19 protein-coding genes and 1 pseudogene are annotated in these 24762 nt (G+C 36.9%); 2 read left to right on the top strand and 18 right to left on the bottom strand.

Translation table 11 applies throughout. The features are described 5' to 3' along the window. From J5J03_RS06475 to J5J03_RS06515, 10 genes and pseudogenes are all read right to left on the bottom strand, one after another. Positions 1–3860 (bottom strand): isopeptide-forming domain-containing fimbrial protein (locus J5J03_RS06475; RefSeq protein WP_208587601.1); only part of this gene is annotated, 3860 nt, incomplete at its 3' end. Positions 3861–4532: 672 nt separating this feature from the next. Further along, positions 4533–6074 (bottom strand): glycine betaine uptake BCCT transporter, encoded by a 1542-nt coding sequence (locus tag J5J03_RS06480; RefSeq protein ID WP_208587603.1) that lies wholly within the window; start codon positions 6072–6074, stop codon positions 4533–4535. A 343-nt stretch (positions 6075–6417) separates the two neighbouring features. Further along, the gene (rbsB, locus tag J5J03_RS06485) at positions 6418–7338 is read right to left on the bottom strand and encodes a ribose ABC transporter substrate-binding protein RbsB (protein WP_208587605.1); all 921 of its coding nucleotides are present in this window, start codon (positions 7336–7338) and stop codon (positions 6418–6420) included. Between the two features lie 13 nt (positions 7339–7351). Continuing rightward, a complete protein-coding gene (locus tag J5J03_RS06490) occupies positions 7352–8293 on the bottom strand; it encodes an ABC transporter permease subunit (RefSeq protein WP_269435792.1) in 942 nt (313 codons plus the stop codon). 1 nt (position 8294) lies between these two features. After that, entirely contained in the window at positions 8295–9776 is a 1482-nt protein-coding gene (locus J5J03_RS06495; protein WP_269435793.1) for a sugar ABC transporter ATP-binding protein, read from the bottom strand. Positions 9777–9793: 17 nt separating this feature from the next. Then, positions 9794–10183: a D-ribose pyranase gene (gene rbsD / locus J5J03_RS06500; protein WP_208587618.1), complete on the bottom strand. Its 390-nt coding sequence runs from the start codon at positions 10181–10183 to the stop codon at positions 9794–9796. Next, the gene (rbsK, locus tag J5J03_RS06505; protein WP_208587627.1) at positions 10180–11064 is read right to left on the bottom strand and encodes a ribokinase; all 885 of its coding nucleotides are present in this window, start codon (positions 11062–11064) and stop codon (positions 10180–10182) included. The genes rbsD and rbsK overlap by 4 nt, the downstream gene beginning before the upstream one ends. Continuing rightward, a complete protein-coding gene (locus tag J5J03_RS06510) occupies positions 11064–12044 on the bottom strand; it encodes a LacI family DNA-binding transcriptional regulator (protein ID WP_208587630.1) in 981 nt (326 codons plus the stop codon). The genes rbsK and J5J03_RS06510 overlap by 1 nt, the downstream gene beginning before the upstream one ends. A 92-nt stretch (positions 12045–12136) precedes the next feature. Continuing rightward, a pseudogene (locus tag J5J03_RS21965) lies at positions 12137–12325 on the bottom strand (MBL fold metallo-hydrolase); the annotation flags it as partial. Between the two features lie 182 nt (positions 12326–12507). Beyond that, entirely contained in the window at positions 12508–13341 is an 834-nt protein-coding gene (locus tag J5J03_RS06515) for an AraC family transcriptional regulator (RefSeq protein WP_208587632.1), read from the bottom strand. A 112-nt stretch (positions 13342–13453) separates the two neighbouring features. Between J5J03_RS06515 and J5J03_RS06520 the strand changes: the two genes are divergently transcribed. Together J5J03_RS06520 and J5J03_RS06525 are read left to right on the top strand one after the other, a co-directional pair. Next, entirely contained in the window at positions 13454–14455 is a 1002-nt protein-coding gene (locus J5J03_RS06520) for a Gfo/Idh/MocA family protein (RefSeq protein ID WP_208587634.1), read from the top strand. A gap of 6 nt (positions 14456–14461) precedes the next feature. Continuing rightward, positions 14462–15391, top strand: a complete 930-nt coding sequence (locus J5J03_RS06525; protein ID WP_208587636.1) for an aldo/keto reductase — start codon at positions 14462–14464, stop codon at positions 15389–15391. A 291-nt stretch (positions 15392–15682) separates the two neighbouring features. Here the strand turns inward: J5J03_RS06525 and J5J03_RS06530 are convergent, their stop codons facing one another. From J5J03_RS06530 to J5J03_RS06565, 8 genes are all read right to left on the bottom strand, one after another. After that, a complete protein-coding gene (locus tag J5J03_RS06530; protein WP_331460442.1) occupies positions 15683–15985 on the bottom strand; it encodes a cytochrome C biogenesis protein in 303 nt (100 codons plus the stop codon). Between the two features lie 59 nt (positions 15986–16044). Further along, on the bottom strand, positions 16045–16476 hold the full coding sequence (locus J5J03_RS06535) for a cytidine deaminase (RefSeq protein WP_208587638.1): 432 nt from the start codon (positions 16474–16476) through the stop codon (positions 16045–16047). After that, positions 16470–16994 (bottom strand): GrpB family protein, encoded by a 525-nt coding sequence (locus J5J03_RS06540; protein ID WP_208587763.1) that lies wholly within the window; start codon positions 16992–16994, stop codon positions 16470–16472. The genes J5J03_RS06535 and J5J03_RS06540 overlap by 7 nt, the downstream gene beginning before the upstream one ends. A 522-nt stretch (positions 16995–17516) precedes the next feature. Next, entirely contained in the window at positions 17517–18266 is a 750-nt protein-coding gene (cobA, locus tag J5J03_RS06545; protein ID WP_208587641.1) for a uroporphyrinogen-III C-methyltransferase, read from the bottom strand. Positions 18267–18563: 297 nt separating this feature from the next. Further along, a complete protein-coding gene (gene nirD, locus J5J03_RS06550) occupies positions 18564–18887 on the bottom strand; it encodes a nitrite reductase small subunit NirD (protein WP_208587643.1) in 324 nt (107 codons plus the stop codon). Between the two features lie 17 nt (positions 18888–18904). Then, positions 18905–21304 (bottom strand): nitrite reductase large subunit NirB, encoded by a 2400-nt coding sequence (nirB, locus tag J5J03_RS06555; RefSeq protein WP_208587645.1) that lies wholly within the window; start codon positions 21302–21304, stop codon positions 18905–18907. 340 nt (positions 21305–21644) lie between these two features. After that, positions 21645–22544, bottom strand: coding sequence for a nuclease-related domain-containing protein (locus J5J03_RS06560; RefSeq protein ID WP_208587648.1), 900 nt, complete (start codon positions 22542–22544; stop codon positions 21645–21647). A gap of 623 nt (positions 22545–23167) precedes the next feature. Further along, the gene (locus J5J03_RS06565) at positions 23168–24073 is read right to left on the bottom strand and encodes a sensor domain-containing diguanylate cyclase (RefSeq protein WP_208587650.1); all 906 of its coding nucleotides are present in this window, start codon (positions 24071–24073) and stop codon (positions 23168–23170) included. Between the last annotated feature and the right edge of the window lie 689 nt (positions 24074–24762).

A 24762-nucleotide genomic window follows, 5' to 3' on the forward strand; every position in this document is an offset into this window, starting at 1 on the left:
TCAAAACTAACCTCTGTGACTTCGGTTGGACCGAATTCAATTTCAAATGGTATCGGTGTATTATCTAACTCATAACCTGCAATTGTTGCGGTTTCTACCAACTGATAGTTACCTGGTTTCAAGTCCTCGATCAATAGAACACCATTTTCATTGGTCACAAGATCTTCTTGAAGCGTTTTTCCTTCGGCATTTTGCAGTTCAAAGACCACACCTTCTAAGGTATTACCGTCTTCGCCTGTTTTCGTTAATTCCACTGAACCACGAACATATTCATTTTCTTTCGTTAATTCGATTCGCTCTTGTTGAGCAAACTCTATCTCAAAAGGAATAGGTGTCTCATCCAATTGATAACCTTCAGGTGCTTGCGTTTCTACAAATTCATAACTCCCTGGCAGAAGATCCTCTACAAGAAGAATGCCATTTTCATCAGTAGTTAATCCCGTTTCTATTTCTAGACCTGCTTCATTTAATAGGGTAAACTGTGCTCCTTGTAAAAGTTCTCCACCTTCCCCTGTTTTCGTTAACTGTACTGAGTTATCCAAATCCATATATACGCCTACTCGGAGTGGCTCGACTGGTTGTCCATGGTCAGTAGCCATTGCAAATGAATTCCATGCCGCTCGTTGCTCAGGATCTATGGAAGAATCTAATACTTCCATGTCAACCTCAGATGCTTCGGGAGCCTGCATTGTAAATTCAATCATTAGATCTTGACCTTCTAACCAATCGACATCTTCTTTCATCTCAATTTTAAAAGAATGAATAGAAGACCAATCTGTTACTTCTGCCTCAGTCATCCAATCAGGCGCTTCTGCACCGGGTGGATTGGAAAGCTGTGTTGTCGTATCTGGATAGTCCGTATGTCTTATCAAGTCATCGCGTTCAGGATTTTTAGCAGTGCTATAAAACACATCTACTTTATCCTGCCACTCTCCAGGTAACACGATAGAGTCCGTCATGATAGGTGTAAACATACTACCTCTATTCACATTATCTGTAATACCTAAATCACCTATTGATGGTAAGACATCGATTAAGGTCATTTGGGAAATATCGTCACCAGTCGTGTTCGTGAATTTTAACTGATAATCAATTTGACCGCCGGGAATAGTTTGACCGAAATAAGTAAATTCTTCATCTAGCTCACCTTTTACTAATTTTTCTGTTTCTAAATTATACTCACCACGAATGGAATAAACATTACCAGATTTTAACCTCGGCTCCTCTGTATCACTGTTTTGATTCAAGTCTTCTTTATCGGTTTGCAAGGTTGTATCGGTGATCGCAGAACCAGTACTGTCAGGAACAAGCAAGTCCCCTTCCCCGGAAAACCCATAAACATCAAATAATAATGTATTAGGTGCTGCTTCTGAAATGGTCACATCTAACTCTGCATATAAACCGTTTCCCGTTCGTAACAAGGCATCGTTCCAGGTTACTTTTACTAATTGACGCCCGCTGTTATTATAATCATCACTGAGAATTTGATAGTTTCCTCCTTGCGCAGAGGAAGTTTCTATACTTGAACGTCCATCACCGTCAATATAATCCGGATTTGGATCAGTCTTTAATGTAACACCAGGAGGTAATAACACAGTAGCTTCTAGTATTCCGTCCATCGCGGAACTCGAACTATCAATATTATTTAAATTGATTCTCATTCGATTATCGCCAGTAGTAACTTCGCCTCCATGGTGTTCTAATAGTTCGATACCTACATATGCTGTTGGTGGAGGAAGTTGTGGTTCATCTGCAATTTGAGCTGTTCTAGGACCAGCAATATGATTTAAATTTTCTTCATCATAATGGTAATCGAAACTATCGCCATTACCATCCACACCATAAACATTGAATTTGTTTCTTACTTCACCAGTGTAACCAGACACAACGTCAAAGAAATATTGTGGCTGCCCGACATTCAACATTCCTGAAGGAGCGTAAGTGAAGTCATAATGAATCATACTCACTTCATCATCTTCTGTTAACCCTAGATTTGATCTTGTATAGATTGTGTCAGTATCTGCATCTTCTACTAATAGCTGTTCCGTTCCATTGACAACCGCTACAATATTAAATACTGGATCATTCTCTAATGGAACACCACTAGGATAGTTCGCATTGGGTCTATATTGAAAACCTCCAGGAGTTTTTAATTCTTTAAAAATTAAATTTGGGTCAATATCGTATGAAGTGGTATATTGCTCAAATTCACCATACTGACTTTCAGGTAATGGGGCAATACCATGCCGAAAAGCTAATAACGCATCATCAGTTACAGTAGGATTCGGGTTTTTTACCTGATTAGTTCCAAAATTCCCTTCGCCATCTGATGGTCCAATGTGATTTGGTACATACCAATTCCCTTCTATATCACCAGTTGCTGTATCAGAATTTACAATATCAATAAAGTCATAGCCATCGACCGTTTCCGTTGAACCATCAATAAACGGAACATCAGCACTGACATCATTTTGTTGTGTCGTATCTTCTGTCCCTTCATCTACCGTTAATAAAACTTCAATCATCGTAGAGAACAATTCCGTGTCAGCTTGCTCTTGATCATTTAATGTCGGGGTATCAAATGTCCAAGTTAAGCTATTACCGTCTGCTTGTGGTTCTGGTCCAGTCACAGTAGAATCATAGGATAGACCCTCAGGTAATGTATCGGTAATGGTAATTTTACCATTTTCATCTAAGTACATTTGTCCAGTGGAATTTTTAGGTATATCTAATTTAATTTCCCATAATGTAGTGGAACCTGGATGAGCTAAATTCACGTCATTATCTACTACTTCTTTAAAGACTTTAGAAATATCCAAAGAACTAGAAGTATTAATGACAACCGTTGCATCGTCTGAAATATTTGCTTGTTGATCTGCCTCAAATGTCGCATTAGAAGTTAACTTAGCACCATCAGGTGAGATACCATTTAATGTATCTACTTCAATTTCTGTTTCATATGTTCTTCCTGTCTTAAGGGAATCAAATTGGTAGATTAATGTATGTTCTTCCTGATCGTAGACTGGTGTGACACCACTAATTGTAAGATCGGCTAGATTTTGGGTGAATTCCGTATAGGACGTAATCGGCAAATCCACTTTTATTTCAGCATTCGTATAATTTGTGGTAGCACCAGTTAGTTTTAATACCAAATTATAACTGGCTTCATTCCCCGATAGAGTGGTACTTCGAACAGGAGAAATATCTATATCAACATTCAAATTACCTGAAAATGGTGTAATGATAAACGATTCTTCGGTGAAATTTTGTTGTTCCATATCTGTATCATTATTTTCTTCTGTTTTTTCTTTTGTATCTTCTTCTTGACTTGGATTTTCTTCCTCTTGTGCCTCAAGATTTTCTGTCTCTTCTTGATTGCTTTGTTGTTCGTCTAATTGTTCATCATTTGTTTCATTCTCCTTATTATTTTCTGGATCATTAATAGTAAACTGAAACGCTTGTAAACTATCATTACTCTCTCCTACCTGAATAGTGGTTTCATTAGGTAATTGAGATAACACGACATTAAAATTAGTTATGATTGGTTCCTCTTCTACGTCTCGTTCCATTATTAGAGCATTGTTTTCTTTAGAATATTTAAAGTCAACGCTCTCATCATTCTGTTCTTTTGTTAGCTTCTCCTCGTATATAGATTCCTCTGGTAATACGAATGTGATTGCTTCTGATTCAGTATTCTCATTGATAATGTTAAAAGTTGCTTGTTCAGTAGTGGAGTTTGGACCTAACGTCACTTCAATATCTTGTGTACTCGAACCTGATGAATTTCCTAGAAGGATCGTTTGTCCCCATTGAGAGAATATAAGGACAAATGTCATCATCAGCAAACAGAATTTTTTCAAAGAGTAAACCTCCTCGCTGTTACAGAACTAATCACTTTAGTTGATTTTGATGATAAGTTCATGTATCATATTAGTGTTTGTTATTTCTGATTGCTCTTACTAGCTATCCTCCTTTTCTGTAAAAAAATATAATTTTACACTTCAATATTATTCCTTAAAACTAAACCATTTCTAAACAAAATCTGACAAATAGTTCGATGGCTCTGATGAAAACGTTGTCTTTTGTGTATATTTGTAAAATTTTAGTTTTTAATCTGGTTTTTTAGTACCAAAAATAAGTGGGTTTTATTGTAAATTGAGGGAAATGAGACCATTGGTAAATAATATCTAAATTTTGAGGTGACTAACAAAAACAATTCCCCAGTCTTGTCTTATCCATGACGAGACTGAGGAATTCCTAGCATTTTATGTATTTGTAAATTGGATGGAAATTTCTGTTCCTTGGACATATAAAACCCTTCCTTGGATAAACGATGTATCCAAGGAAGGGTGGTAATCAATATGAATTCTTATTTTACATGTTGGCATTATATATAAAGTGAGACGATGATCTGGTTGGTTTTGACAACCAGGGATTATTACCGAAACTTATCCTGGTGTTACTAGAAGCTTGAAGTGGGTGTGCTTACAGACGTTTAGCACCGTGATAAATAATGTTTCGTCATATCCTCATTAAAACTCTCTCGTTTTTTGTTCCGCTCTTTTATTTTTTCGAGGTTTTGGCTTGAGATAAAGACCAAGCTCCTTCTTCTCCTTCGCTAACGATCGATATAATGAAAGCATCATTAAACACATAATAAAGGAGAAAGGTAGTGCTGCTATGACTAGGATATTTTGTAATGCTTGCAGTCCACCACTATATAATAGCACCAACGCTATCGCAGATTGAGCAATCCCCCATATCATTTTAACACGATTTGGAGGGGTTAAAGAACCATACGTTGTTTGCATCCCCAAGACGAAAGTAGCCGAATCTGCAGAAGTAATAAAGAACGTACTAATCAAGGCAATAGCAACAATCGACAATATTACTGATCCTGGATATTCACTAAAAACAGCGAACAATATTTGTTCTGTAGGCAATGGAGATAAATCGATATTTCCACTTTTTTGTACACCGATGGAGGATATACCAAAAGTAGTAAACCATAGAAAACTAACGACAGATGGTAATAATAATACCACCATCATAAACTCTCGTATTGTTCTACCTCGTGATACACGAGCGATAAAAATACCTACAAACGGTGACCACGATATCCACCATGCCCAATAAAAAATTGTCCAATCGTTAATCCATGTACGGTGTTCTTCGTTCAATGGAGCAATACGAAAACTCATTTGAATTAGATTCTGTATGTATCCACCTACCGAATCTGTGAACATATTTAATATCAAAATAGTTGGACCAATAAAAAACATTAAAGCAAACAATCCAACTGCTAATACCATATTCGTGTTACTTAAATATTTGATGCCTTTTCCTAAACCAGTTGAAGCTGATATCATAAATAGGATGGTGACAACGATAATTATAATGAACTGTACGGCGAAATTATTTGGAACTCCTGTTAAATAGGAAAGTCCACCGTTTATCTGTGCGGCACCAAAACCTAAAGTAGTTGCTACCCCTACTACAGTAGCAAATACCGCCAGTACATCGATAACTTTACCAAAACCACCATCCATTTTGGAGCCAAATAAAGGTTTTAAAGTTGCCGATACTAACCCTGGTTCATTTTTACGGAATTTAAAATAGGCTAAAACTAAAGCTACCATCGCATAGATTCCCCATGCATGGATCCCCCAATGGAAAAAGACATATCTCATCGCTTCTTTTTGAGCAGCGTTCGTGCCTCCTTCGGCAAGTGGAGGGTTGAGGTAATGTGATAGAGGTTCTGCAGCACCCCAGAAAACAAGTCCGATTCCCATACCAGCACTAAAGAGCATAGCAAACCATGTCGACTTTTTAAAATCTGGTTTGTCATCAGGCTTACCTAGTTTAATGGCACCAACAGGACTAAAAATTAAAAAAATACAAAAAAGCACAATAACTGTTACTAATATAAGATAATACCAACCAAACGTTGAAGTAATCATTGCTTGAATATTTTCAGTCAGTTCTTCGAAACTACTTGGTGCTGCAATTCCGAAAATAACTGCTGCCAAAACGATCGAAAGCGTTATCCAAAATACACTTGATATTTTTTTCATGAACTTCCTACCTCTCCTCTATCTTATCCACTATATTAAAATACCATTCTCAGAACCTTAAGTAAATAGCAGGAAAGGTGTTACTTAAAAGGTTTTTAGGAAGGCATTATTAGAGTCTCATCCATTATACACATCATATTATCATTTCCCAAACCAATAATCCTATTCTACTTTGATATGGATAACTTTAACTATTCTTCCCCACATCGTGAAAAAAGGATTAAAATACTAATGAATAGACATACTCCAACTTTTGGGCTAAAAGCAAAACTACCCAAACACATTAACATTGTAATGATTTTGGGTAGTATTATATACTTTTCTTATTTCTATTCTATCACTATTATTGAATTAATTCGAGTTCTACCGGAACAAACTCTTCCACTTCTTCGCCTTTGAATATTTTTTCAGCTTCTACAACAGCTGTTTCACCAATCATTGTTGGCTGTTGTGCAACGGTACCAGCCATTCTTCCCTCTTCCACAGCAGCAACCGCGTCATCTGTTGCATCAAAACCTATAATATGAATATCATCACGTCCGGCAGCTTCAATTGCTTCTAATGCACCAAGTGCCATTTCATCATTATGAGCAAAGACCCCTGTAATTTCTGAGTTGCTTTGTAATATATTTTCCATTACAGATAGAGCTTCTGCACGATTAAAATTAGCTGTCTGAGAAGTTACAATGTCTAATGAATCTTCCGCTATATTATGGAATCCTTGACCTCGCTCACGTGCTGCGGAAGAACCTGCTATTCCTTCTAATTCTGCAACTTGAGCGTCTTCACCAACCAATTCTACCATCAGCTCACCTGCTAATTCCCCACCTGCAATATTATCTGAAGCAACATGAACGGCAACATCGCCAGAATCTGCAGCACGGTCTAATGTAACGACGGGAATACCAGCCGAATTCGCAGATTCAACAGCTGCTACTACTGATGCTGAATCAGTCGGGTTAATCATAATCACATCTACTTCTCTTTCAATTAAATCCTCAACATCATTAATTTGCTTTGCGACATCATCTTGTGCATCTACTGTAATTAACTCAGCTCCAATTTCATCTGCCTTTGATTCCGTACCTTCTTGAAGGGTAACAAAGAATGGGTTATTTAATGTTGAAATGGAAAAGCCAATCGTTAACTCTCCATCGTTTTCCTCACTACCACTTTCCTCTTCGACTGGTGATTCTGTTGAACATGCCATTAGTACACTACCTACTACAATAATCATCCAAAATAATACTGTTTTCTTTAACATATTTTCCACTCCTTTAAGCATTTTTACGGTCTAGTAATACCGCTAATAGAATGACACTACCTTTTACTACTTGTTGGAAAAAGGAACTCACTCCCAACAAATTGAGTCCATTGTTAAGAACCCCTATGATTAAGGCACCAATAAAGGTACCGAAAATCCATCCTTTACCTCCTGTCAAACTTGTACCGCCTAGTACAACAGCTGCGATGGCATCCAACTCATACATTTGACCTGCTGTAGGTTGCGCAGAATTTAATCTGGACGTCAGGATCATACCTGCTAAAGCAGACAAGAAACCAATTAAAGAGTAAACATAAATTTTTATTCTAGTGGCACTAATCCCTGATAGAATAGCTGCCTCTTCATTACCACCAACTGCATAAACACGGCGGCCAAAAGTTGTCTTCTTCAAGATTAAGAAAAGAACTACAAACGAAACTAACATGGTAATAGCAGGTACAGGAATACCTAGGAAATATCCTTTCCCTAACATTTCGAAAAAAGTAGACTCCCCTAAACCTGAAACAGGACGTCCATCCGTTAACATTAAAGTAAAGCCTCTAAATACTGTCATTGTAGCTAATGTCGCTATAAAAGGCGCAACTTTCCCCTTTGCTATCACTAAGCCATTAATAGCACCTAATAATGTACCGGTTAATAAACCAATAATAACTGCTAAAACCGGGTCCATTCCTGCTGCCATTAAAGATGCTGTTACAGCACCTGATAACGCTAAGATTGACCCGACAGACAAGTCAATACCACCTGTCAAAATAACAAACGTCATACCAAAGGCAATCAACGCATTAATTGAAACCTGGCGTAATACATTTAACAAGTTACTAGCAGATAGAAACTCTGGGTTTAAGATACTAATGATAAGGACGATAAAAAACAAACCAAGTAATGGGCCAAGCAGACCAAGCATTGACTTTATCTTTTTTATATCAAGCATTTTAATTACCTCCTGTAGCATAGTGCATTATTTTCTCTTCGGATAACTCGGAACGCTGAAGTGTTGCCATGTGCTTCCCTTCACACATAACAACTACCCTCGTACTCATTCCGATAATTTCGGGTAATTCAGATGACACCATGATGATGGCTACACCTTGATCGGCTAAATCATTCATAATGGAATAAATTTCTTTTTTGGCACCAACATCAACTCCCCGAGTAGGCTCGTCCAAAATTAATATCTTCGGATTAATTGCTAGCCACTTGGCAATAACTACTTTTTGTTGATTACCACCACTTAATGATTTAGCTGATTGGCCCGCTCCGGAAGAAATTATATTTAACTTCTTAACCATTGTTTCATAAAGACTTTTTTCTTTTTGGTGTATCATCCAACCATTTTTGGATAACTCTCGTAAATTTGTCATATTCAAATTGTTTTGAATAGAAGCATCAACGACTAAGCCTTTTGACTTACGATCTTCTGATACAAATCCAATTCCTTGTTGCATTGCATAACTTGGATTTTTTATTTTCACTGGTTTACCATCGACTTTTATCGTTCCTTTATCAGGTTGACGGTAGCCAAAAATGGTTTCAACTAATTCGGAACGACCTGCACCCATTAACCCTGATATACCAAGAATTTCACCTGCACGTACTTGAAGGGAGACAGAATCAAATTCATCTTCGCGAGTCAAATTGTCTATTTCTAATTTCAAGTCAGATGGTGATCCTTTTCGTTCAGGAAAACGCTCCCCAAGTTCCCTACCAACCATCATGCTGACTATTTCATCAAAACTCGTTTCTTTAATTACTTTTGTACCTATGGATGCACCATCTCGAAGTACCGTAATTCGGTCACATATCGCAAATATTTCTTCCATTCGATGTGAAATATAGACGAAAGAAACACCTTGTTTCTTCAAATCATCTATCGTTTCAAATAGTGTTTCTATCTCGCGGTCTGTTAGCGCTGCAGTCGGTTCATCCATGACAATATACTTAGCATTAATTAGTAATGACTTAGCTATTTCAACAATTTGCTGTTGACCCACAGATAGATGCTTGGCGAGCATGGATGGTTTTACATGTAACCCAAGCTTGGAAAGTTGTTTTTGCGCAATCTCATTCATTTCCTTTGTCCTAATCCAACCTGTCTTACCGATCGTTTGTTCATTTCCTAAAAACAAATTCTCTGCAATAGATAATTCGGGTAGAATATTTAGTTCTTGATGAATGACGGCAATACCATCTTTCTCAGCTTGCTTGGGATTGGTATAATTCACTTCTCGACCATTTACTTTAACAGTCCCTTCATTTCGTGAATAAATTCCGGCCAAGATTTTCATCATTGTTGATTTACCGGCTCCATTCTCTCCCATGAGTGCATGTATTTCTCCATCCCTTAACGCGAAATCGACTCCTTTCAATACCTTTGTTCCACTAAAAGACTTTTCAATACCACTCATTTCAATCATCAACTACACCCCTTTCATCAAAAAATAACTCCTGCATGTAAAATAACGTTGGCATATGGTGTGTTTTCTCCTGTTCGAATAATGACTTTGGCGTCTCTGGTTAATTGTTTAAATCGTTCGTGTTGCACATAATGAACACCTATATCATTTTTCAATAAGGCAGCATGTAACGGTTGATTTTTCATTTTTATCTCTTCTGCTAAAGTGAATTGTTCGACTTCCATCTCTTGTAACATGATGGAAAGTACGTCCAAAAAATGGGGTACACCCGGTTTTAAAGAAAGATCAATACATGTTACATCGTTAGGAATCGGCAAGCCACAGTCAGCTATAACAATTTGGTCTGTATGTCCTAATTTTGATAATGCTATCGATATGTCCCTGTTTAATACGCCATGTTTTTTCATGATGATGGTGCTCCTTCCAAAAATTCAATAACCTCTCGCATTGTCGGCATTCCTTGTTGAGCGCCTCTTTTTTGTATAGATAAGGCTGCTGCTGCATTTGCAAAAGTAATCGCTTCTTTTAAATGTATTCCTTTAGCAAGTTGAATTGCCAAAGCCCCATTAAACGTGTCTCCCGCACCTGTTGTGTCAACAGGTGTCACCCTGTAACCGGTTACTGTTTCAACATTATCTTCGGAACAGAATTCTACTCCTTTTTCACCTAACGTAACGATCATTTTCTTTTTATAAGTATCCATTTCTTCTGTGATTTCTAGCTTCTCTGTTTCATTAGGAGTTAGATAAGTGCAATTTTCTAAAACAAACGCTGATAATTTTTGTGCTGGTGCAGGATTTAATATAACTGGTATGCCTTTTTTAGAACAGTAACCGATTACATATTCAATAGTATCTAATGGTATCTCTAACTGTAATAAAACGACATCACTTTGATCGATAACATCCAAATATTGCTGAATATAGGATGGGGTTACGCTATAATTTGCACCCGGCGTGACAATAATTCGATTGTCATGATCATTTATTAAAATCGTAGCAACACCAGTAGGTTTATCAGTAACCGGTTCCACATTATCGATAACAACATTTTCTTTGCTGAGATTGTCGATTAATATCCGACCAAAGGGATCATCTCCTACACAACCTAACATATTAACTTGTGCTCCCAATCTTGCACATGCAACAGCTTGATTGGCTCCTTTCCCGCCTGGATTATAAAAGAATGATTCACCCATTATGGTTTGTCCCTGTTCAGGGATCCGTTCACTGGTTGTTACTAAATCCATATTAATACTACCGATAACGGTTATCGATGGATCCTTCATCATGTATCACTCCTTGTTGTTTCTCGATATTGAATAGTAGTTTCAACTTCATAATTTCTTACATCAAGTAATTGTTTTTCAATTTGCTTTATTAACAGCCTTGCTGATAAAGCTCCCATTTTATAGATTGGTTGTGCAACAGTAGTTATGGCAGGTGTTAACATTTCACCTAAAGGTATGCCATCAAATCCGATTATTTGGAGATCTTCAGGAATTTGTTTGTTGATACTTTTTGCAACTTTTAGAACTCCGGCAGCAGCTATATCACTACTAGCAAATACTGCATCTACAGTTGGATATTTCTCAAATAAACCTTCCGCAACTTCCATTGCATTTGTCATCGTAAAATCACAGTCCACTACGATATGAGCAATCCCTTGCTCTTCTACTACATCTTTAAATCCTCGATACCGATCATCAGCTGGTTTTACATGATAAGGACCGCGAATATGTGCAATGAACTCGCTTCCATTTTCAATTAAATATTCTGTTGCTTTTCTAGCACCTTCATAGTTTTTCGAGCTAACAGTTGGTACCCGATTACTAAACTGTCGATCTAATGCAACAAGTGGAATGCCAAGGTTTTCATAATTTTCAGTACTCAATTGATTCGTCGTTAAAATTAAGCCATCAATATATTTTTGCTGAAGTGCTTCTAAATACTGTGCTTCTTTTCGAATATCTTCATCGGTATTACAAATAACAACCGTATAACCATAGGTTAATGCCACATCTTCAACTGCCCTTGCTAACTCTGGAAAGAAAGGGTTGGAGATATCCGGTATCAATAACCCTATCATTTTAGATGTTTTATGATAAAGGGATCTAGCTACAGAATTTGGTTTGTAATTCAAATCAGATATCGCTTTTAGTACATTCTCTTCTGCTTCTTTACTTACATATCCCTTTTTATTAAGTACTCTCGACACAGTTGCTACTGAAACGCTTGCATATTTTGCTACATCTTTAATTGTCGGCATATATTCTATCCCCTTACCTGTAACCCGTTACACAAACTATAATATTATATTTCTGTGTTGTCAAGATTTTTTTGAAATTTATACGTTGACCGTCACTGAAAAGTCACTTTCCCTCCATGATAGCAATAGTAATTCTCAGCTTTAAGTGTTTTAATCTTCGTCAAAGACTGTTCTGCTTCAACCTTATTTAAACAAAACTTTGGATTCGCAATGGTCAAATCATGATTCTCTCTGACAGCTGCATCACCTGTAATAATACTGTTTAAGCTTGAGAAATATAATTACTTCCTCCATTAAATTCAAATTCAATTGGTAATTCTATTATCTTCATCATTTTTCCTCCTTAACAGCCAAATATAGAAGGCTGTATATTATTTTCTCCGAATTCACCTACACAACTAAAATTTTAAATATTCACTAGATTTCAAAGCTAGTTTTTTTCTGGTATTTCATCAGTTAATTATTAAACATAGATTTGCCGATATTTAGTAGGAGTCATCCCTTCATTTTCTAAGAAAAGTTTATTAAAATAACTAGGATTCGGATAGCCAGATCTTTCCGCGATTTCCTTGACCGTCAACTCTTTTTCTTCTAACAATAATTGTTTACTCCATTGCAACCGACATAAGGTAATAAAAGCCATCGGAGTCATCTGTGTGACACGTTTAAACAATCGACAGAAATAATAGGTACTTACTCCCGTTTCTTTTGCCCAATACTCTAGATCGAAGGGGGCTGGAGCTTGCTCTTGCATTTTCGGTAACAGTAATTGAATCCGCACATCTAATTCTTGCTTGGAATTGGATTCACTTGGTACAGCAATATTGGTAAAAGTCGACAAAAAGGCATAGGTTAATGTTGATAAGGTTGATAATTGTAAGAAGCTGTTTTCCTCTGCTTCTTGTAATAGTTGTTCATGGGTATTCTCTAACTTTACTAAGTTCGGCAGTCTCCACAAAATAAATCGGCCAAAGCCAATCTCCGATAAAAACGTGTGCAGTGGACTTCCATAAAAGTGAACCCATCTAACACTCCATGGATCCTCTGCGCTACTATAATATCTTTGTTCTTGTTCCGGGAAATAAAGAAAAGCATCCCCTTTTTTTAACATATATTGCTTTCCATCTATCTCTACATAGCCAGACCCCGATATAACAAAGTGTATACTAAAATTATCTAATGAGCCTGCTTCCCGATAAACATCATGATCTGCTTTCAATCTGTAACACCCTACTGATTCAGGAAGGATCATATATTCATGTTTTTTCAATGTAGGCAGTAAAACTTGACGATTCATATCCTCACATCCTATAGGACAATATTGTTTTATGTTATAGCAAAAAGCTTCTATTTTCATATTAATACCAATCGATTATAATAACAACAAAGTTATATAAGGAGGTAAAAGGATGACGATTAGATGGGGAATTATAAGTACAGCGAATATTGCACAAAAAGCAGTTATTCCGGGAATAAAAGAATCAGAAACAGGTGAGGTGTATGCCATCGCAAGCCGTAATAAAGATCATGCAAAAGAAACAGCAAAGGAATTAGAGATTCCTATTGCATATGGAAGCTATGAAGAATTATTGACTGACCCTAAAATTGATGCTGTTTACATTCCCTTACCGAACCATTTACATAAAGAATGGTCTATAAAAGCAATGGAAGCAGGAAAGCATGTACTCTGTGAGAAGCCAATCGCTCTGAACGCCAAAGAAGCACAAGAAATGGAAGCAGCCAGCAACAAAGCTGAGGTCGTTTTGGCGGAAGCATTTATGTATCGATATCATCCAAGGTATCAAATGATAGAGGAATTGATTCAATCTGGAGAAATCGGTGAAGTTCGCGGGATTCATGGAACATTCACCTTCAACAATACAGCAGCCAAAGAAAATGTTCGCTTTCGAAAGGATTGGGGCGGTGGTTCTTTATATGATGTTGGAGTTTATCCAATAAGTGCCGCTAGAATGATTTTAAAAGCAGAGCCTCAAGCAGCAACCGTTCATGCTTTCTTTTCCGAACAACATGACCAGGTAGATATGATGGCATCCGGACTATTGGAATTTGACCATGGTGTTGCACTTACCTTTGATTGTGGCATGTGGGCAGACTTCCGAAATCGACTAGAAATTTTAGGGACAGAAGGTCGAATTGAGATTCCATCTGCTTTTGTTACAAATCAAAATAAGCAAGACCATTTTTATCTACACACTAGTAAAGGGGCGAAAGAGGTAGAAGTTCCCTATGTAAATCAATATGCACTACAGGCAGATGCAATTGGACATAGTATTCACCAGAATGAGAGATTACCTTTTCCCGTTGAAGATGCCATTTTAAACATGAAGGTATTGGATGCATGCCTTACTTCCGCTGAGGAAAGAAAACGAATTGAAATTACGAAAGGATGAGCCAAAATGAAAACGATTCAAATCGATGGCCTTAATAAGTCTGTTACTACCTTAATTCAAGGATCTGATTATTTTAAGCCAAGTGTTTATGATAAAGTCTGCCAAGTGTTAGATCGTTATGTAGCAATCGGCGGCAATACGATTGATACCGCTCATATTTATTGTGGTGGAGAAAGTGAAGTAGCTATCGGTATGTGGTTAAAGGAACGGAATAACCGAGAAGATATAGTTATTTTGACTAAAGGTGCTCATCATGACCAAAACGGACCACGTGTAAATCCAGAAGCAATCAGGCAAGACCTTCTTGAAAGTTTAGAAAGACTTGGCACCAATTATATTGATTTATACGCATTACACAGAGATGATCCAGATGTACCAGTAAGTGAAATCATTGATGCCTTAAATGAACATATTGAAGCCGGCCGAATCAAAGCAATTGGTGGATCCAACTGGACAACAGAAAGGATTCAAGCAGCTAATGAGTACGCCGCTGCCAATGGCCTGGTAGGTTTTTCATTCAGCAGTCCGAACCTTAGTTTAGCTAAAGCAAATGAGCCGTTCTGGCAAGGATGTGTCTCAACTGATAGTAATGATATGAAATGGCATGAAGAAACACAGTTACCACTTTTGTCATGGTCTTCACAAGCAAGAGGATTTTTCACTGGCCGTTTCACTCCCGAGGACCGAAGTAATGAAGATCTGGTTCGAGTGTTTTATAGTGATGCCAACTGGGACCGCCTTGCTAGAGCAGAGCAACTAGCAGATAAAAGAGGCGTAACCGCGATCCAAATTGCATTAGCCTATGTATTAAATCAATCCTTCCCTACTTGTGCCCTAATTGGAGCCCAAAATGAGCAAGAACTTGTCTCCTGTTTGGAAGGATCAAAGATTGAACTATCGAGGGATGAAGTTGAATGGTTAGAAAATGGGAGCTGACATAGGAGTTGCTTATGACATGACACTCCCAATTCCTAATGATTAGAAGCAGACGGAAATCTTGAACAAATAGCAAAATAAATAAGCAATGGTAATTATCTTAATAAGCTGACTTTATTTTTGTTTCAAGTGCTACTCTCGAAGACAATTGTTTCGATATTGGCTTTCTTTTGTCTTCGAGAGCCGTTCTCATGGACACTTTTTCTCATTTTGGCTCTATTTTGTCCGCGAGAGCCGGTCTCGTGTACACTTTTTCCAGTTTTGGCTCTCTTTTGTCCGCTTATCCTGAACTTATAAGTCTAATAATGGTATGACATTAATGACAGGTTCTTCATAAGGATGGATGTTTTTAATAACCCTTTTGGCTTCTGCGATATTTTCGAGTGGACAGCTAAATTCCATTTTACACTCAGATCCAAAGGAAATTTCCCCTTTCGTACCATCAAAAGGGGAAGATCCTTCTAATGGCCTCCAGTAGCCCTTCACAACAGAGTATGAAACAACATTATCATACTTTCCAACAGTTAATAGACCAATATTATTTAACTCATCTCGCAGCCTTTCTATATAATCTTCTGGAACCAAAACTTTCACTTATACAGATTCCAACTCCATTCAAGTACCTCCGTCTGTATTCGTTTTGAAAACATATATTATTCTACTTCTTTTGTATACTTCTCTGGTAACAACTCCATCACATTACACTTTACTAGTTTACTATGATAAGAAATGATCACATCCGTATTTTTTCCATAATCACTGATCAATTCTCGACACATACCACATGGAGCAACAACCCAACATTTCTCTATGTCTTCGTGTGGATGCGGATGAGCCACTGCTACTATTGTGTCAAATTCATGATGCCCTTCAGATATCGACTTACCAAGTGCCATTGCTTCCCCACATACCGCTATTCTACCGACATTTGCTTCTAAATGGACAGCTGAGAAAACACGGCCATTGGTTGTTCGTACTGCTGAACCAATATGATGTCGTCCATATCTATAATTTTTTTCAATTACTTTTTCGGCTTCTTTAATCAATTCATAGTCTTTATCTTCAATGGGTCTTACGTTTAACATAGTCGTTCTCCCTCATACCATTCTATTGCTTTTGCTTCTATTTCTTTTACAAGCCGTTCTTTACCGCTAATATACGATGCAATATCATAGGGAAATTGTTGTGCTAGATGCTCTTTTAAATCCCCATAGCTCTTCTTTTCCTCTAGGTGAAATCGTAAGTAATCTCTAAATGCTAAATGTCGCTTTATTTCGTAACTGCCATCCTGAAAAATATGGACGTGATGAGTGCGATTATCCCCGCCTTTTTGAAAGTATCTCCGTCGATGTATGCCATTTTCACCTTTATGTACATATCCAATGTTGTTCATTTCCGCATTAAATCTATCAATACTATTAATATCCTTAACAACTGGCATCATATCAATGATAGGCTTGGCTTTTAACCCAGGAACTGATGTGCTGCCAATATGGTGAATGTCTACAATATCATTCCCAAAAATGAATTTTAGTTTTCTTGCTTCCTCAACAAACATAGTCTGCCACTTTTCATTATATGGACAGACTTCTACTTTTCTCACCATATCGCATCCCCTTTTCAAACAATTTAACACTTTCGCCTACCCATACGAAAATTAATCAGATATTGCCTTCCTATTTAGATTTCTACTAAAATCAAATAGCATTTTTATTTGATCAAGGTATAGTAACCACTTTACTATTATTCTAACATTATATTCCAATTATTCTAGTTGATTCTTTAAGAAGATGTGATATTAATATTTATTTTCATCAATTCTATAAGGTTTTTGGTGTGGTTCATACCAAGGATTTATTGATTAACTCGTTTTATTAAACAAATTTTTACGTTACTATTGATGATTTGTTTGTTATCCACTTATATTCAACAAATCCACCTGCTTTCACCTTAGATTTGTTGATTATATTCGTTTTATAAACAAATCTTTTCTTTATCTCGAAGATTTTGTTGATTATCCACTTTTATTCAACAAATCTCCCTGCTCCATTTAAGACCAGTTGATTACCCAATTTATTCGATGAGTGCCCATGTTTACGTGCCTAGTATTAAAACAATGCTTTCATCATACACAACGAAGCTGAACTTCTTTCCAATCCGCTAATTGCTTCCTTATTTTCACTACTTCTCCAACAATAATCATTGCAGGATTTTGAATCATATCTTGTTCTGCTAAATCGACAATCGTCTGCAAATTACCAATAATGACTTTTTGATTTTCTGTTGTCCCTTCTTGAATAATCGCTATAGGTGTATTCACTGATTTCCCACCTTCCATTAATTTTTCTACAATAAAAGGTAAATTCTTTACACCCATATAAACAGCGATTGTATCGACAGATGAAGCTAATTGCTTCCAGTTAATTTCTTCATTATTTAAATGGCCGGTAATCATAGCAAACGACCTGCCTATTTCTCGATGTGTAACTGGAATACCAGCATAAGCAGGTACAGCAATCCCTGAAGTAATGCCTGGTACTACTTCATAATCCACCCCATTTTTTGCTAATACTGCAGCTTCCTCAGCTCCTCGTCCAAATACAAAAGGATCCCCACCTTTCAATCGGACAACATTTTTATCTTCTTGTCCATATTTCACTAACAATTGATTAATCATTTCTTGATTCTTGAGGTGTAAGGAAGGAAATTTGCCACAAAATATGAGATCTGCTTCTGGCTTCACATTTTGGAGCAATTGTTTGTTCACTAGCCGATCATATAAAATAACATCTGCTTCTTGAATCGTTCTTAATCCTTTGACAGTAATCAAATCTGGATCTCCAGGACCCGCACCAATTAAAAATACTTTCCCCATGTTCTTCCTCCTATCTCACAACTAAAATAAGACATGATGTTCTCGTATCGATGTTGGCCACAGGAAGTGATCAAAATTAGTCGATGAAAGTGCGACTAGGCCTCTGGCTTCACCTATCGGCAATTCTTCTTTATCAAAGGGCGATCCGATAAGTCTCCTAGTTTCTAAAAACTCGGCACTCGTCTCTCTTTTTAGCCAGTGTACATTCAGAATGTTCACAACGCCGAGTTACTTCATCGCTTAATTTTATAATTCCCTAACGCACAAAAAAGGGCAGACATAGCTCCCCTTTCATTGTTAAATCGGCATTTCCACATATACCTGATGATCCTCTATATGTGTTGGAAATGTCTGTACACACCCTTCATCAGGTGCTTGCACCTTGCCATCAGAAACATTTATTTTCCAATCATGCATTGGACAGAAAACGAATTCGTTCGCTACCATTCCTTCTGACAGGACACCTCCACGATGTGGACATTTATTTGCAATTGCTCTTATTTTCCCATTAGATAAGTGAAAAACAGCTATGTCTCTGTCCTCAACCCTCACTGCTTTTCCAAGGCTGACAGGAAAATCTGCTATCTTTCCAATCCAAACTTTTTTTATTGTTCGTTCCATCGTTCGACCACCCTTTCTTATTGGATTGTGATGTTCTGGTATAATTCTTTTAATGTTGTCTCATTTTTGATTGCTTCCTTCCATGGCTCTTTGTAAGCAGATAAGGCTTGGTCCATCCTTTGTCCTAACTCCTGGCGCAATGCTTCATCCATTACTACTTTCTGTACATGTTCAATTCCAACTCGCTCAACAAACTTGGATGTTCTCTCCAAATAGCTTGCATTTTCACGATAATATTGCAGAAATGCTGCTGTATATTCAAGTACTTCTTCCTCTGTTTTTACTCTCGCTAGCAGTTCTGCCTGTCTTAGATCTGTACCACCATTACCGCCTACATATATTTCCCATACACCGTCTAATCCGACAACACCAACATCCTTCACACTACCTTCAGAACAGTTACGTGGACAAGCGGAAACACCCATCTTCACTTTGTGTGGTGTGTTTAATCCTTCAAATTTTTTCTCTAATTGAATTCCCATTCCAACTGAATCCTGTGTACCGAAGCGACAAAATTGTGCTCCTACGCATGTTTTTACTGTCCGCACTGATTTACCATAAGCATATCCTGATGGCATTCCTAATTCCTTCCAGACATTAGGTAAATCTTCTTTTTTAATTCCTAATAAATCGATCCGTTGTCCACCCGTCATCTTAATCATGCCAACATTGTATTTCTCTGCTACATCAGCGATTTTCCGTAAATCTGCTGCATTCGTCACACCACCATACATTCTTGGAACAACAGAATAGGTTCCATCCTTTTGGATATTGGCATGAAGCCGTTCATTGACAAAGCGTGATTCCCGTTCATCCTCGTATTCAATAGGATTGATCATCCCTAAATAATAATTGAGTGCTGGTCTACATTTTGAACATCCTTCCTCTGTTTTCCAGCCTAAAACATTCATTACTTCTTTCGTATGTGTTAATCCTTTTTGACGTATTTCAGCCACCACTTCCTCACGAGATAGATCTGTGCAACCACATATCGTTTCCTTACTATTCTCACTGTATTCATCACCTAAAGTTAACTCTAATAAATCAGTTACCATTCCTTTACATTGGCCACAAGAACGCGCGGCATTGGTAGCATTCTTGACTTCTTCCAAAGATGTAAGCTCATCATTCTTGATTGCTTTTACAATGGCACCTTTAGATACGCCATTACAACCACAAATTATTTCATCATCACTCATCGTTGCCACAATACTTTCTTCTTCCACAGCATTTTGCTGACTTGCTAGATATTCCTCTACATCTGCTTTCTTCTTTATATAACTGAACAGTTTAGTTCCTTCTTTCGTATTTCCATATAAAACAGCCCCAACTAATTTGCCATCATCAATAACAATTTTTTTATATGTTTTCTGCCATTCGTCATATACTTTCATTGTTTTCGTTTCTGCTGTTTCTTTGATGACACCAGCAGAAAACACGTCAACTCCAGACACTTTTAATTGGGTAGAAACAATAGATCCTTTATAACCTTGATGATTCATTCCACAAATGTGTTTAGCTAGTGCTTGACCCTGTTCATATAAAGGAGCAACAAGACCATATGTTGTTTTATCATGCTCTGCACACTCCCCGACCGCGTAAATATTGGCTGCGCTTGTTTCCATATAATCATTAACAACTATTCCTCGATTAACTGCAAGCCCAGCTTCGTGTGCAAGTGTCACATTTGGTCTAATTCCTACTGCCATCACAACTAAATCCGTTGCCATTGTACTGCCATCTATGAATTTTACGCCTGTTACACGTTCATCCCCGAGCACTTCCACTGTTTGCTTTTTTAAATGAAAATGCATGCCCTGTGCTTCCAATTCTTTCTGTAATAATTCGCCTGCTGTTTGGTCTAATTGAGCTTCCATCAAGTAATCAGCCAATTCCACCACATCAACATCCATTCCTAAATTTAATAGACCACGTGCAGCTTCTAATCCTAAAAGTCCCCCTCCAATAACAGTTGCATGTTGAAAATTTTTAGATTCATTGATCATTCTTTCACAATCAGCTATATCTCGAAACCCTGTAACTCCTTCTAAATCAGAACCTGGAATTGGTAAAATAAAAGGATTGGAACCAGTTGCGATAATGACATAATCATATGGCATTTCTTTCCCTTTGTCCGTATAAACAATTTGCTCATCCTTGTCAATCTTCATAACTGTTTCACCAGGGTAAAGTAAAATGTTACGTTCCTCATACCATTGCCACTCATTCAATATAATGTCCTTTAGTTCGGTGTCTCCTTGTAAAACTTTTGATAATTGAATACGATTATAATTCGGGTACGGTTCTTTGCCAAACACCGTTATATCAAAATAGTCGGGCAAAAGGTTTAAAATTTCTTCAATTGTTCGAATCCCTGCCATTCCATTCCCAATTAGCACAAGCTTTTTCTTTGCCATTCTGCAGACCTCCAATTCATAATCATTTATTTCTCCGGCATTAGTTTGCTCAACATTTCACATTTGATATCATTATATTATATTAGAAATATTTGTCTGTGATCCTGATCACATCACTTATTCACAAATGATGTGATCAGCTAGAAGGTTGTTAATCTTGGTTAATAAACAAATCTATTGATTACCTTGAAGATTTGTTTATTATCTTAATTTATTATACAAATCTTCTCACATTCTTCTTGGATTTGTCGATTATCACCATTTATTAAACAAATCCTTCCTTTATCCTGGAGGGTTTGTTTATTATCTCGCTATTTTCAACAAATCTATTAACTCCTCATTAAGATTTGTTGATTATATAGTACCTCCCTTTCTTCTCACCTTTTTTCATTAAGTACTTGTTTAATACGTATTGAGTTCTTCTTTTAGAGCCTTTAGCCAACCATGTCTGGGCAATTGTTGTGGTAATCTTCAAATGAGGGAATAATAATTGTAATTCTTCAATATTACGCAAAATGGCTGTTTGTGATTGTTCTTTTTCATCGCAGTGTTGACAAATACTCATCTTGCCTACAATTTTTGTATCTAATCGTTTGCATGATTGGCAGCGGATTCCTTTTTTTAATTCTTGAAATGAATAATCTGGCAGCTGTTGAAAAGGGGATTGAGGTAATGCCAATTGTTTCAACTTTTTCTCTATTTGATAACAATGAGAATCTAGTCTCGAATCAGCATGTAATTGTTGAACATATCGATTTAATTGAGTGGGTAGAATAATATTGGAATTCCGCGGAACTTGAAGCAATGTGAATTCAGGATTAACGAATACAACTGAAGATTGGATAGGAATTTGAAGGTCTAAATCTTGGAGCAACTGATTTAATAGTGAGTCTGCCCTTCTTAATTGCGTGAGAGGATCATCAATTTCTTTACCTGTATTGAAAAATAATTTATTATTTTCATAGAAAAAATCACCTTTATAGTTTTTCACTTCGTATAAGAAAAAAGTATTGTTGAGAATCAATCCATAATCGATTTGGAAAAATTTATTGCGATGAGGCAACCAGAGGTCTTGGAGGGTAATATATTCACCTGAAAGATTGTCAACATAACGGTCAAACTGACACTCTCCCTGATATCCTTTCTGTAATAACCTGTATTTCTGTAATTCTTCTGATGATAATGCTTTACGATACAGGAGTGCTTCGTAAATTTTCAGCTCATATGGCTTTTCTCTCATATTATGCCATCCTTTCTATTAAGTTTTTAGTATTCATTCTTACCAAAATAAATACTATATCAATAGTACTTGATTATGATGATAGAAACAACTCCAAAGAACAAGGAGAAAGTCAGTCACAAACAAAAGCAAGCGCCCGGTTGGAAACATAGCGACTTCAGAATCAACTGAGATAAAGCAATCACTCAGAAAAACGAATCATGATGGCTTTTAAGTGCGACTAAGCCGCTGGTTTCACCAGTTGGCAAGTCGTTTTTATAATAGTCGTTTCGTGGACGCAGTATTCCTATATTTTCTACTAAATCAAATTTAATGATTTTCTAGACCATAAAAAAAGCAAGAGAAATCCTCCCGCTTTTACTCCAACATATTAAAATGTAGAAAAATCAAACCCATTTCGTACATATGTGGCAATGATTAATAAAAATAAATACCTGCTATCCAGGTCAAATCTTGCTTCCTTTTTATGAACAAGGAATAAATAGATATGTAGCATTCATGCAAATACGTATGTGATCGCCAATAAATTTGCTAATAAAAATCCGAAAATATGCAAAAAAAACGTCCAAATTGATTGGTCGTTTATGTTAGACCAAAGGATTCGGGAAGTGATGAATATTACTCTAAGTTACTCCACAAAAAGTACTCTTTCCATTTCTCTTCGCATCATACATCGCTGTGTCTGCCTCTTTTAATGCTAGGTGAACATTGGTCGCATTATCTTCATCAATCATACATATTCCGATACTGGCAGAAATCGAAACAGCGACAGGATAATTGCTCCATTCCGATAAAGCATGGATAATGTCATTCGCAATAGCTTCCAACAGTTTTTTGTTTTCTTCCGTGATCACAATCGCAAACTCATCCCCACCAATTCGAGCTAATATATCATTATTGCCGATTTGCTGATTTACTCGACTTGCAGCTTCTTTCAACACCAAGTCACCTACATCATGACCATATGCATCATTTACTTCTTTAAAATTATCCAAGTCAAGTAACATGATCGCTTTTTTGTTTTTAATATGCAGGAAATTTTCATATAAATAATGTCTATTATATAAGTTTGTTAAACTATCGATCGTTGCTAACTTCTCAAGCTCTAACACATAAGAAAATAGATGAGAGAATTTTTCCAATATCTCTTTATCCCGCTCTGTAAAAGAGCCTGCTTCTGTACCCACTACACAAAGAGTACCAAACATTTTCCCATCTTTATAAAAAACAGGTACCCCCATATAAGCTCCTACATTGGCTTGAGCCGTAATAGCCAAATCTTTGGTAACAGGGTGTTTACCTGTGTCGTTAATGATTAATGGTTTTTGATCACCCAGATAGATAAGCTGACAAAAGGATTCTTTAAGATCCATAGTAAGGTTACTAAACTCTTCTAGATCTCTACCATCTTCTCCTAACATTTTCACGATTGAAAATGTCTCGTCTGTTGTTTTACCCAGAAATAGTTTTTTATCTTCAAATGATTGATTGACTAATTCCAGTAGATCCTGTACTACCCTTTGTTCCAATTAAATCACCTGCTTCCGTCCACTTTGTTTCTATATTTAAAATCTTTGTTTCTCTACATTACTAAACAGGTTATTTCTTACTTAACTCCTACTCTTATTATAACAAATTAACAGCAAGCAAACAGGTTTAAAATTCTTCCTTTATCTGATTTATTTAACCATTCTTCCTAACATTTTTAAGCGAGTTTTCTTGAATAGCATTTATTACTGTGCCTTTATCAGTGAACAAAGTAGCTGCTATAACATTTTCTTGTATCGCTCTTTTAATCCGATCTCGTTAGTTTTACCTATACGCCTATCTATTGTATGTCCTCCAAGCGATTCCATTCTATCAAGACTATCGTTGTCTACTTTACGAATCACCTCAGGAATAACATTACCGTAACATTAACACCATTCTCATGCCCTTTAAACAACTGCAACGGCATCTCCTGCAACCTTTTCGACTCCATCCGCAACATAGACAACGAACCACATTCAGTTACTAATTCTTCTTTCACGAGGACAAAGACTTTCCTTTTCCTATTTATTCAAGTGCTTTTTCCATTTTCCCCTTGATATAACCCGTTCGAAAAGGGATGAGCTGTGTTTTTGTTGTCTGTTGGCTTTTCGGAATGGTTCCTGCTGGTTTGGTTATGAACTGATTACAATAGAGATGGTGGGAACTAATGAAATTAATAATTAGTGCT

The sequence above is a fragment of the Gracilibacillus suaedae genome (assembly GCF_017599345.1).
GTDB lineage: Bacteria > Bacillota > Bacilli > Bacillales > Amphibacillaceae > Gracilibacillus > Gracilibacillus suaedae.